Source organism: Pseudomonas mosselii (assembly GCF_003205295.1).
GTDB lineage: Bacteria > Pseudomonadota > Gammaproteobacteria > Pseudomonadales > Pseudomonadaceae > Aquipseudomonas > Aquipseudomonas mosselii_B.
Genome location: NZ_QJRP01000006.1, coordinates 1 through 12060, shown reverse-complemented (window position 1 = coordinate 12060; position 12060 = coordinate 1). Strand labels below are relative to the sequence as shown.

Sequence of the window (12060 nt, the reverse complement as noted above, 5' to 3'; positions counted from 1 at the left end):
TCGCGAAAGGGCCGCAACGCGGCCCCGGCAGTTTCAAGCCTTACAGAGTCCCCAGACCCAACGCCTGAGCACACGCCTGCAACGACCTACGCTCGCTCTGCGCATACAGCGCCAGCTCATCCTGCACCTTCAACCCCAGCGCCTGCTCGAAGGCCTCGCGGTTGGCATTGCTGCCGTAGTCGGCCTGCCCCTCATCCCCCAGGTTGGACTGGAAGATCCCCGCCGCGCTCACCGGCAGGAAATCCTCGTACACCAGCGCCTCGAAATGCACGTGCCCGGCATCGATCAGCCCTTGCAAGGTATCGGGACGTTCCGGTTGCCCGCGTGCCGCCAGCCCCTTGTCGGTGGCGAAGTAGCGAAAGTACGCCAGCCCCTGCTCGCGCATCTGCGCCAGGTCATCCGGAAACGCGGCGAAGTGCTCCGCAAGCAGCGCCATGTAGCGCTCGGCGTTGGCCTCCGCCGGCGCGCCGCCCAGGGCCGCGCGGGTCGCATCCAGCAGACGGTCGTACAGCTGGCGGCCCTTGGGCGTCAGCGCCGCGCCGCGCTGTTCGATCTCGCCGAAGCGCGCGGTGTGGCTGCCCTGGGCATCGCTGAAGGCGACCTTTTCCTGCAGGGCCTTGAAGCTGGTCTGGCGCAGCAGGATCGGCTGGCGCCGGGTGGGCGGCCCTTCGATCACGGCTTTGGGCGGGATGCCCTTGGCCGGCATGCCTAGCTGGATCGCGTCGATGTCCAGGGTACGCGGGGTCAGGTGGTTGATATGCGGGCCTTTGAAGGCCACCACATCGGCGATCAGCCGGTGCTGGTCATGCAGTTGCTGGTACTGCTCGGCGGTGACCGTGGCGTCCTGGTGCCAGCGGAAGGTGTGCAGCGCCTCCTGGACGAAGGTCTCGGCATCGCTCGCGCCCAGGCCGCCGTCTCGTTCGCATTGGGCGATCAGCTCAAGCACACGGGGAGTGAAGATCTGCCGCTTCTCCAGGATGCCCTGGGCCAGTGCGCGCAGTTGCGGGTTGTCGATCAGCTCCAGGCGCAGCAGCGAAGTGAATACGCGGAACGGGCTGATATGCAGCGACTGTTCGTGCACGGCGCGAAACGCGGTGGAGTGCACCGGCACGCCGGCTGAGCTCAGGTCGTAGTAGCCGACCGGTGCCATGCCCATCACCGCGAACAGGCGGGCGATGGTGGCCAGTTCCTCGGCGGTGCCGACGCGGATGGCGCCGTGGCGCTCCTGGTCGAGGCGTTCGATCTCGCCGGTCCAGCGCAAGGTCTCGGCCACCTTGGGCTGTGCGGCCATGACTTGTTGGTTGGTCTCACTCACCAGCTCGAGCAGCGTGCCGTACAGGGGGACTTCCTGCTTGTACATGAGCGACATGGCGGCAGAGAACTGCGCGCGGATGCTGTCGGGGCTGACGAAATCATGGGCGGGCATCGCAAGCTTCCTGGGTGAGTGGAGGACACTTACATGAAAACTGGGAATGGAGCTGCCGTTCAAGCGAAAAAAAGTGCGGGTTTCATTCCTTTTTTGATCGACCTTGAGGGCCATGGGGCCGCAAAGCGGCCCCGGCGATCTCAAGCCTGCAACTGTTCGCGAACCCACTCCACCAACGCCCGCACCTTCGGCACTTCCGCCGCATGCTCGGCATACGCCAGGTAATGCGCGCCATTGCTCTTCATCGCATGGTCCCAGGCCAGCACCAGGCTGCCCTCGGCCAGCTCCCGGGCCACCAAATAACGCGGCACCAGCGCCACCCCACACCCAGCCTGCGCCGCGCTCAAGGCCATGTAGAAGGTGTCGAAGCGCGGCCCGTGGTAGCTGTTGTCGGTGTGCAGCCCTTGCTCCAGGAACCACGCGTGCCAGGCCTCCGGGCGCGAGGTGCTCTGCAGCAGCACCAGCTCCGCCACCGCGCCCGCGTCAGGCAGCGTGCGCCCTTGCAACAGCTCCGGCGCGCACACCGGTACCACTTCTTCGCCGAACAGTTCGATGCAGGTCGCCCCGGGCCAGGTGCCCTGGCCATAGAAGAACACCACGTCGGCCGACCCCTGCAACAGGGCGAACGGCTCCATCTCGTTGCGGATATCCAGGTGGATGTTCGGGTAGCGCTTGCCGAAGCCCTTGAGGTGCGGAATCAGCCAGCGCACGCCGAAACTCGGTTGAGTGGCTACCTTCAATACTTCGGTCTGCGAGCCATAGCTCAGGACATAGCGGCTGGACATGTCCACCTGGGTGAGGATCTTGTTCACCTCGGCCAGGTACAGGCTGCCGGCGGGGGTCAGTTGCAGGCGTCGGCGGATGCGCAGGAACAAGTGGTGGCGCAGCATCTCCTCGAGCTGCGCCACCTGCTTGCTCACCGCGCTCTGGGTCAGGTGCAGCTCCTCGGCGGCACGGGTGAAGCTCAGGTGGCGGGCTGCGGCCTCGAAGCACTGCAGGGCGGTCATGGACGGAACCAGGCGTTTGGACATAAGCGGTCTCGGCGGCTGAAATCATTACCTGGCGGAATGATATGCGGAATAAAGGTCGTTTGTTGCACCTGTGTAATCGGATTAATACTGACCCACATCCTTTTCCACCCCTTCACCCGATGAAAGGAGAAGCACAATGGTTGCTGCACTGCTCGAGCGTCTTGGCGTTGCCGCCGCGGCTCACACCCAGGGTGACTACCCTGTTCACACCCCGATCGACGGTAGCCGCATCGCCTCGGTGAAACTGCTCGGCAAGGCCGACACCATTGCCCGCATCGACCAGGCGCAACAGGCCTTCGAAACCTGGCGCAGCGTGCCGGCCCCGCGTCGTGGCGAGCTGGTGCGCCTGTTTGGCGAGGTGCTTCGCGAGCACAAGGCCGACCTCGGCGAGCTGGTCTCCATCGAAGCCGGCAAGATCACCCAGGAAGGCCTGGGCGAAGTGCAGGAAATGATCGACATCTGCGACTTCGCCGTCGGCCTGTCGCGCCAGCTGTACGGCCTGACCATCGCCTCCGAGCGCCCGGGCCACCACATGCGTGAAACCTGGCACCCGCTGGGTGTAGTGGGGGTGATCAGCGCCTTCAACTTCCCGGTGGCGGTATGGGCGTGGAACACCGCGCTGGCGCTGGTGGCCGGTAACGCCGTGGTGTGGAAACCGTCCGAGAAGACTCCGCTGACCGCCCTGGCCTGCCAGGCACTGTTCGACAAGGCCGTGAAAGCCTTCGGCGATGCGCCGGCTGGCCTGGCGCAACTGGTGATCGGTGGCCGCGAAGCCGGCGAGGCCCTGGTCGACGACCCACGTGTGCCGCTGGTCAGCGCCACCGGCAGCACCCGCATGGGCCGTGAAGTCGGCCCGCGGGTCGCCGCGCGATTCGGGCGCAGCATCCTCGAGCTGGGCGGCAACAACGCCATGATCCTGGCCCCGAGCGCCGACCTCGACCTGGCCGTGCGCGGCATCCTGTTCTCGGCGGTCGGCACCGCCGGCCAGCGCTGCACCACCCTGCGCCGCCTGATCGTCCACCGTTCAATCAAGGACGAAGTGGTCGCCCGGGTCAAAGCCGCCTACGCCAAGGTGCGCATCGGCGACCCGCGCAAGGACAACCTGGTCGGCCCGCTGATCGACAAGCAGTCGTTTGATGCCATGCAGGGCGCGCTGGCCAAGGCCCGCGACGAGGGCGGCCAGGTGTTCGGTGGCGAGCGCCAGCTGGCCGAGCAGTATCCGAACGCCTACTACGTGTCGCCGGCCATTGCCGAGATGCCGGCCCAGAGCGACGTGGTTCGCCACGAGACCTTCGCGCCGATCCTCTACGTGCTGGCCTACGACGACTTCGAAGAGGCCCTGCGCCTGAACAACGAAGTGCCGCAAGGTCTGTCGTCGTGCATCTTCACCACCGACATCCGCGAGGCCGAGCGCTTCCAGAGCGCCTCGGGCAGCGATTGCGGCATCGCCAACGTCAACATCGGCACCAGCGGCGCGGAGATCGGCGGGGCGTTCGGGGGCGAGAAGGAGACCGGGGGCGGGCGTGAGTCCGGGTCGGATGCGTGGAAGGGTTATATGCGTCGGCAGACCAATACCGTGAACTACTCGCGGGAACTGCCGCTGGCGCAAGGCATCGTGTTCGACTGATGATCGTGGGCGGGGGCTGACGCCCCCGAATCGCGACGCAAGGCCGCTCCCACAGGACTCGGCGCGATTCCTGTGGGAGCGGCCTTGTGTCGCGAAAGGGCCGCGAAGCGGCCCCAGAGGCAAATAAGAACAATCGCTGGAGCCGGGCCATGTCCGAACTGCGTCAAGAATGTCTGTGGGAACACGTCACCCAGCCGACCGTCGCCGCCCAGGCCCTGGCCGGCGAGCACAAGGCCGATGTCTGCGTGATCGGCGGCGGCATCACCGGCCTGTCCGCGGCGATCCACCTGCTGGAGCAGGGCAAGTCGGTGATCCTGCTGGAGGCCTGGAAGATCGGCCATGGCGGCTCCGGGCGCAACGTCGGTCTGGTCAACGCCGGCACCTGGATCCGCCCCGACGACGTCGAGGCCACCCTCGGCCACAAGCAGGGCAGCCGCCTGAACAAGGTGCTCGGCGAGGCCCCGGGTGAAGTGTTCGCCATGATCGAACGGCTGGGCATCGACTGCCAGGCCCGGCACCAGGGCACCTTGCACATGGCGCACAACGCCACCGGCATCGCCGACCTCGAGGCCCGCCACCAGCAATGGACACGCCGCGGCGCCGACGTCGAGTTGCTGACCGGAGCGCAATGCCAGGAATACTGCGGCACCGACAAGATTTCTGCCGCGCTGCTCGACCGCCGCGCCGGCACCATCAACCCCATGGGCTATACACAAGGCCTGGCCGCCACCGTGAGCCGGCTGGGCGGCAAGCTGTTCCAGCAGTCCTCGGTCGAGGGGCTGGAGCGCGACGGCGATGCCTGGCGAGTGAAGACTGCACGCGGCGTGGTGCGCGCCGACAAGGTGGTGATTTCTACTGGCGCCTACACCGAAGGCGACTGGAGCAACCTGCAGAAGCAGTTCTTCCGCGGTTATTACTACCAGGTCGCCTCCAAGCCCCTGCACGGCGCCGCCGCCGACAAGGTCCTGCCCCATGGCCAGGGCTCGTGGGACACCCGCACTGTGCTCAGCAGCATCCGCCGCGACGACCAGGGCCGCCTGCTGCTCGGCAGCCTCGGCCGGGTCGACAACAAGCCGGCGTGGTTCGTGCGCAGTTGGGCCGACCGTATCCAGAGCCACTACTACCCGGAGCTGGGCAAGGTCGAGTGGCAGATGCACTGGACCGGCTGCATCGACTTCACCCCGGACCACCTGATGCGCCTGTTCGAACCGGCGCCGGGGTTGGTGGCGGTGACCGGCTACAACGGGCGCGGCAACACCACCGGCACGGTGATCGGCCGGGCGTTTGCCGAGTTTCTGCTCAAGGATGATCCGGACAGCCTGCCGATTCCATTCTCGCCGATGAGACCGGTGAGCGCGCCGTCGTTGCGCACGGCGTTCTACGAGTCGGGTTTTTCGCTGTATCACGCGGGGCAGTGTCTGCGGGTGGTGCTGTAATGGCGCCGCCTTCTTCGCGGGTAAACCCGCTCCCACAGGGGACGTGCAAAACCTGTGGGAGCGGGTTTACCCGCGAAGAAGGCGGCGCAGAGGGTCAGGTCATTTATGCAGCCAGCTCAGGAACCCACCTTTCTTCACTGCCGCCGGTTTCTGCAGCAGCAGTGACTCTCGCTTCTGCCGGCGGAACCGCTGCAGCTTGGTCAGCGCCGACTTCACATCCCCGCTCTCGGTCAGGCAACCGCGTACCTGTTCCTTGTCGATGCGATAGAGCATGCAGCTGCTCAGGGCGCGGAACTCGACCGGCGATGCCTCGTCATCCACCAGCCCTTCCAGCCCCAGCACCTCCCCAGGTCCCATGCGCCCGCCTTCGATCAGCCGCTCGCCGTCGCGCACCGAGGCCAGCACCACGCCACGGCTGATCAGCAGCACATGCTCCGAGCGCTCGCCGATGCCGAGGATGACCTGGTCGGCCAGGTACTCCACCGTGGTCATGCGCTGGCTCAGGGCATCGCGCTCTTCGTTGCTCAGTGAGCGGAACACCCGCACTTCGTCCAGCAGTTCACGCTGGCGGCTGCGCACCGGGGCGCCGAGCTCGGTGTTCCAGGTCACGCCGCTGGCCTCCAGGTGGCGGTGGGCCAGGTCGAACAGCTGGTTGCGCACCTCGGTCTTGCGCGACATCTCGGCGATGAAGCCGCTGGCCTCGTACTCCACCGACTCCAGGCTCGAAGCCTTCACCGTCACCTTGGGCGCCGGCTTGTCGAGCAGGATGCTGGTGCCTTGCAGAGACTTCTCCAGTGCATCGAACACCCGCTGCGGACGCACCTTGGCCGGCACCACCACGCTGATCGACACCCCATGGACCTCGGCCGGGCGGCTGAAATTGAGGATCTTGGCCTTGGCCGCCACCGAATTGGGGATCACCGCCAGGCTGCTGTTGCCGGTGATCAGCCGGGTGGCGCGCCAGTCGATGTCGACCACCTTGCCCTCGGTGCCGTCGATCGAGATCGAGTCACCGATCTGGTAGGGCCGCGTGGTGTTCAGCACGATGCCGGAGAACACATCGGCCAGAGTGCTCTGCAACGCCAGGCCGATGACGATGGCCATCACCCCGGAGGTCGCCAGCAGGCCCTTGACCGGCAACTGCATCACATAGGCCGCCGCCGCCACCGCCGCGACCAGGAAGATCAGCGCCCCGACCACATCCTGCAGCAGGCGCCCGCCGTGGCTGCCGCGTGCCACCAGCAACAGGCCGAACACCACCGTCACCGTGCGTGCGCCGAACAGCCACCAGCCGATCGCCAGCACCGTGGCCATCAGGTTGCGCGGCACATCGTCGGCCCAGGGCGGCGGTTGCAGCGGGCTCATGCCCGCCGTCAGCAGCACCGCGCTGAACAGCAGGAAGAACACCAGCCGCGTGGCGATACGCCAGGCCCGGTGGTGCAGCGGGATCAACTGCCAGAGCAGCAGGTCGAGCAGGATCAGCAAGGTGCCGAGCAACAGCGGGTATGACTGGATGAACGCCAGCATGGTGATCTCGGTGCGGGGGAGGGCTGTGGGTAGTAATAGAGCAGGTTGCGGTGGCAGGCAATGGGGCGGCGATGGTGCTGATGGCCTCTTCGCGGGTAAACCCGCTCCCACAGGTTCTTTACCGCCTTCAGGGCCTGCGCAATCCCTGTGGGAGCGGGTTTACCCGCGAAAAAGCCAACATGATTTATCGTTCGTCAAATAGAACGCTACAGCCAAATTTCACTATCTACCGCCACAAAGGTCCAGGTTTTAATCTTCTCCCATCAACGCGAAACACCCAACCCACTGAAGATCGAAACCCAAGGAGCACCGGCAATGAACAACTTCAAATACAACCGCCTGAACAAAGACGACGCCGCCGTACTGCTGGTCGACCACCAGGCCGGCCTGCTGTCCCTGGTCCGCGACATCGAGCCGGACCGCTTCAAGAACAACGTGCTGGCCCTGGCGGACCTGGCCAAGTACTTCAACCTGCCGACCATCCTCACCACCAGCTTCGAGCAAGGCCCCAACGGCCCGCTGGTGCCGGAACTCAAAGAACTGTTCCCGGATGCCCCGTACATCGCCCGCCCCGGCCAGATCAACGCCTGGGACAACGAAGACTTCGTCAAGGCGGTGAAGGCCACCGGCAAGAAGCAACTGATCATCGCCGGCGTGGTGACCGAAGTGTGCGTGGCCTTCCCGGCGCTGGCGGCCCTGGAAGAAGAGTTCGAGGTGTTCGTGGTCACCGATGCTTCCGGCACCTTCAACGAAATGACCCGCGATGCTGCTCACGACCGCATGAGCCAGGCTGGCGCGCAACTGATGACCTGGTTCGGCGTGGCTTGTGAACTGCACCGCGACTGGCGCAACGATGTCGAAGGGCTGGCGGCGCTGTTCTCCAACCACATCCCGGACTACCGCAACCTGATCACCAGCTACAACGCCCTGACCGCTGGCAAGTAAGCCGCCGACAGCCTGGCACCCGCGAGGTGCCAGGCAAGGCAGCACATCCATCCAATCCAGCGCTCGTCTGCCGTTGCACAGTGGATGCAGGCCAGCTCATCTCCAGGGAATGTCAGCGATGAACACCGCAACCGAAGGCAACCGCAGCGTCGTCACGCTGGTGATCCAGCACAAGGTCCGTGCCCAGGCGCTGGCGCACTACGAAACCTGGCTCAAGCGCGCCGTGACTACCGCTCGCCAGCAGCCCGGTCATCTGGACGTCAATGTCATCCGCCCGGACGATGGCGGCCGCCACTTCACCACCGTGGTGCGCTTCGCCGACGCCGGCCTGCTGCAGGCCTGGGTCAACTCTGCCGAGCGCCAGGCGTTGATCAGTGAAGTGCTGCCACTGTTGGAAGACGGCGACCAGACCCAGGTGCACGATGACCCGGAGTTCTGGTTCACCCCGCCCAGCGTCGGCGCCGCGCAACCACCGCGCTGGAAGCAGGCCTTGCTGACCTACCTGGTGATCTGCCCGATGACCCTGGTCATTCCCCAGCTGCTGGTGCCGTTGTTTGCCCGCTATCCGCTACTGGGTGGCCAGCTCACCGGCAATTTGATCACCAACCTGTTCGTCATCCTGCCCGTGGTGTTCTACATCATGCCCTGGGTGACCCGCCGCTGCGCCGGCTGGTTGCGCCGCTGAGCGCCCGCCGTGATCCATTGCTAGCCTTCAACCGCCTGCCGATCACCCACCCGGACGGAGAGCACCATGAGCCAGGACCCTACCGACCAGAGCCGCCGCAAGTTTCTCGCCACCAGCACCGTGCTCGGTGCCGCCGGCGCGCTGTGGAGCGCATTGCCGTTCACCGATTCCGCCCATGCCGCCCTTTCAGGAGATCCCATGACCGCCGACCTCATCTTGTTCAATGGCAAGTTGCACACCGTTGACCGCGAGAAGCCCACCGCCAGCGCCGTCGCCATCAAGGACGGCAAGTTCCTAGCCGTGGGCAGCGACGCCGAAGCCATGGCCCACAAGGGGACCGCCACGCAGATCATCGACCTCAAGCAGCGCACGGTGATTCCCGGCCTCAACGACTCTCACCTGCACCTGATCCGCGGTGGCCTGAACTACAACCTCGAACTGCGCTGGGAAGGCGTGCCTTCGCTGGCCGACGCCCTGCGCATGCTCAAGGACCAGGCCGAGCGCACGCCGACCCCGCAGTGGGTGCGCGTGGTCGGCGGCTGGAACGAGTTCCAGTTCGCCGAGAAACGCATGCCCACACTGGAAGAGATCAACCAGGCCGCGCCGGACACCCCGGTGTTCCTGCTGCACCTCTACGACCGTGCGCTGCTCAACCGCGCCGCGCTCAGGGCGGTGGGCTACACCAAGGACACGCCCAACCCACCGGGTGGCGAGATCCAGCGCGACAAGTTCGGCAATCCCACCGGCATGCTCATCGCCCGGCCCAACGCCACCATTCTCTACGCCACCCTGGCCAAGGGGCCGAAGCTGCCGCTGGAGTACCAGGTCAACTCCACCCGCCAGTTCATGCGCGAGCTCAACCGCCTGGGGCTGACCAGCGCCATCGATGCCGGCGGCGGCTACCAGAACTACCCGGACGACTACCAGGTGATCCAGGAGCTGGCCAACAACGACCAGCTGACCGTGCGCATTGCCTACAACCTGTTCACCCAGAAGCCCAAGGAAGAACTGGCCGACTTCAAGAACTGGACGCAGAAGGTCAAGCCGGGCGACGGCAGCGACTTCTTCCGCCACAACGGCGCCGGCGAGATGCTGGTGTTCTCCGCCGCCGACTTCGAGGACTTCCTCGAACCGCGCCCTGACCTGCCGCAAACCATGGAGCAGGAGCTGGAGCCGGTGGTGCGTCACCTGGTCGAGCAGCGCTGGCCGTTCCGCCTGCACGCCACCTACGACGAGTCGATCTCGCGCATGCTCGATGTGTTCGAGAAGGTCAACCGCGACATCCCGTTCAATGGCCTGCCATGGTTCTTCGACCATGCCGAAACCATCACCCCGCAGAACATCGAGCGGGTGAGGGCACTGGGCGGTGGCATCGCCATCCAGGACCGCATGGCTTTCCAGGGTGAGTATTTCGTCGACCGCTATGGCGCCAAGGCCGCCGAACACACCCCGCCGATCAAGCGCATGCTCGACATGGGCGTGCCGGTCGGGGCGGGGACCGATGCTACCCGGGTGTCCAGCTACAACCCCTGGACTTCGCTGTACTGGATGGTCAGCGGCAAGACCGTCGGCGGGCTGGAGCTGTATCCGGAGGGTCTGAGCCGCGAGACCGCGCTGCAGCTGTTCACCCATGGCAGCGCCTGGTTCTCCAGCGAGCAGGGCAAGAAGGGGCAGATCAAGGTCGGTCAACTGGCGGACCTGGCGGCGCTGTCGCTGGACTTCTTCAGCGTCGATGAAGAGGCGATCAAGGGCATCGAGTCGGTGCTGACCGTTGTCGACGGCAAGGTGGTGTACGGCGCCGCCGAGTTCGACAAGCTGGGCCCTGCGCAGGTGCCAGTGTTGCCAGAGTGGTCACCGGTGGCCAAGGTGCCGGGGCACTGGCGCGCCGGTGCCCCGATGGCGGCGGCGCTGCACCAGTGTGTCGGGCCGTGCGGGGTGCATGCCCACAGCCATGAGAAGGCGCGGCATTCCAGTGTGCCGGTGAGTGATTATCAGGGCTTCTGGGGCGCGCTGGGCTGTTCCTGCTTTGCCTTCTGATGGCCTGATCGCGGGGCAAGCCCGCTCCCACCGAGACCACAAGGCTTCGTGGGAGCGGCGATGCGGCGGCCCGACTTGCCCCGCGATGGCGTGCTACGCCATGTCGCTGATGGCGAATTCCTCCGCCAGATGATCGATCAACGACCGCACCGACGGCAGCAACCCGCGTCGCGACGGGAAGATCGCATGCACGATGCCGCAACGCGGATGCCAGCCTGGCAGCATCTCCACCAGCCGCCCCGCCGCCAGGTCCTCGCGCACCGCCACCCTGGGCAGGTGCGCGATCCCCACGCCCGCCACCACGAAATGCCGCAGCGCGAACAGGTCGTCGGTGACCATCCGTGGTTTGTGCGGGATCACCAGGCTGCGGCTCATGTCCTCACCCTGGAACAGCTCCCACTGGTATTCACGCTGGGCGCCGCCCCAATGGACGCTGGGTAGCTCGCTGAGCTGCTGCGGATCAAAGCCTTTCGCAAGCTGTTCGAGAAACGACGGGTGGCCGACCAGGCACTGGGTGCTGTTGCTCAGCACCTTCATCACCATGTCGGTGTTCTCCAACGGCGGGAAGCGCACCCGCAGCGCCACGTCAAAGCCCTCATGCAGCAGATCGACGCGGCGGTTGGTGCTCTCGATGAACAGCTCCACCTGCGGGTACTTGAGCATGTAGCGGGTCAGCATCGGCCCGACCCAGGAGTTGAGCAGGGTGGTCGGACAGCTGATGCGCACCAGCCCGCGTGGCTCGCTGCGGTTGCGCTCGATGATCTCGGCGGCGCCCTCGGCCTCCACGCGCATGGCCAGGCAGCGGTTGTAGTAGGCCTGGCCGATCTCGGTCAACGAGCAGTGCCGGCTGGTACGGTGCAGCAGGCGCACGCCGAGGCGCTCCTCCAGGTCGGCGATGCGCCGGCTGAGCTTGGACTTGGGCATGTCCAGCGCCCGCCCGGCCGGGGCAAAGCCACCGTGCTCGACCACCTGGGTGAAGTAGTAGAGGGAGTTGAGGTCTTCCAAGGGGCGATCTCCGCAGCGCGCCGGGAACAGTGGCTCGCAGTCTACCGGGCGATGGTGGCCTTCATCCAACTCCCTTCAAGCCAATGTCGCTCAGGACGACTCGATTCCCTCCAGCATCGCTTCCGTCAGGCCTTCGGCCATCTCGATGCCATGCAGGCTGGCCCACAACAGGCTCCTGCCGGTTTCATCCATATGCTCCAGCGCCTTGTAGCCGACGTTGTAGGCACTGCGCAGGTACTCGGCGACATGCACCAGGGCGTCGTGGGCGTTGATATTGGGGTTGACCGCGAACAGCGGTGGGTGGCCGGCGTCGCATTTGCCGAAGGGGTGGTGGCGGGTGT

10 protein-coding genes are annotated in these 12060 nt (G+C 65.8%); 5 read left to right on the top strand and 5 right to left on the bottom strand.

Features of this window, described 5'->3' with window-relative positions; genetic code table 11:
- Window positions 1-40: 40 nt before the first annotated feature.
- Window positions 41-1426 carry a 2-oxoadipate dioxygenase/decarboxylase HglS gene (hglS, locus tag DMX06_RS07680; protein WP_110735967.1) on the bottom strand — a complete coding sequence of 462 codons (1386 nt, stop codon included), beginning with the start codon at window positions 1424-1426 and terminating at the stop codon, window positions 41-43.
- A 140-nt stretch (window positions 1427-1566) separates the two neighbouring features.
- Window positions 1567-2457, bottom strand: a complete 891-nt coding sequence (locus tag DMX06_RS07675; protein WP_110735965.1) for a LysR family transcriptional regulator — start codon at window positions 2455-2457, stop codon at window positions 1567-1569.
- 136 nt (window positions 2458-2593) lie between these two features.
- Between DMX06_RS07675 and amaB the strand changes: the two genes are divergently transcribed.
- Window positions 2594-4084, top strand: coding sequence for an L-piperidine-6-carboxylate dehydrogenase (amaB, locus tag DMX06_RS07670; RefSeq protein ID WP_110735963.1), 1491 nt, complete (start codon window positions 2594-2596; stop codon window positions 4082-4084).
- 149 nt (window positions 4085-4233) lie between these two features.
- Entirely contained in the window at window positions 4234-5520 is a 1287-nt protein-coding gene (gene amaA / locus DMX06_RS07665; protein WP_110735961.1) for an L-pipecolate oxidase, read from the top strand.
- A 99-nt stretch (window positions 5521-5619) separates the two neighbouring features.
- Here amaA and DMX06_RS07660 read toward each other — a convergent pair whose 3' ends face one another.
- Complete coding sequence (locus DMX06_RS07660; RefSeq protein ID WP_110735960.1) at window positions 5620-7047, bottom strand: mechanosensitive ion channel family protein; 1428 nt, start codon at window positions 7045-7047, stop codon at window positions 5620-5622.
- A gap of 315 nt (window positions 7048-7362) precedes the next feature.
- Here DMX06_RS07660 and ycaC point away from each other — a divergent pair, with 315 nt between their 5' ends.
- From ycaC to DMX06_RS07645, 3 genes are all read left to right on the top strand, one after another.
- Window positions 7363-7992, top strand: coding sequence for an isochorismate family cysteine hydrolase YcaC (ycaC, locus tag DMX06_RS07655; RefSeq protein WP_110735958.1), 630 nt, complete (start codon window positions 7363-7365; stop codon window positions 7990-7992).
- A 118-nt stretch (window positions 7993-8110) separates the two neighbouring features.
- Complete coding sequence (locus tag DMX06_RS07650) at window positions 8111-8677, top strand: antibiotic biosynthesis monooxygenase (protein ID WP_110735957.1); 567 nt, start codon at window positions 8111-8113, stop codon at window positions 8675-8677.
- A 66-nt stretch (window positions 8678-8743) separates the two neighbouring features.
- Complete coding sequence (locus tag DMX06_RS07645; protein WP_110735956.1) at window positions 8744-10714, top strand: amidohydrolase; 1971 nt, start codon at window positions 8744-8746, stop codon at window positions 10712-10714.
- A gap of 93 nt (window positions 10715-10807) precedes the next feature.
- Here DMX06_RS07645 and DMX06_RS07640 read toward each other — a convergent pair whose 3' ends face one another.
- Both DMX06_RS07640 and DMX06_RS07635 read right to left on the bottom strand, forming a co-directional pair.
- Entirely contained in the window at window positions 10808-11719 is a 912-nt protein-coding gene (locus DMX06_RS07640) for a LysR substrate-binding domain-containing protein (protein WP_110735954.1), read from the bottom strand.
- 90 nt (window positions 11720-11809) lie between these two features.
- Window positions 11810-12060 (bottom strand): DUF6124 family protein (locus tag DMX06_RS07635; protein ID WP_110735953.1); only part of this gene is annotated, 251 nt, incomplete at its 5' end.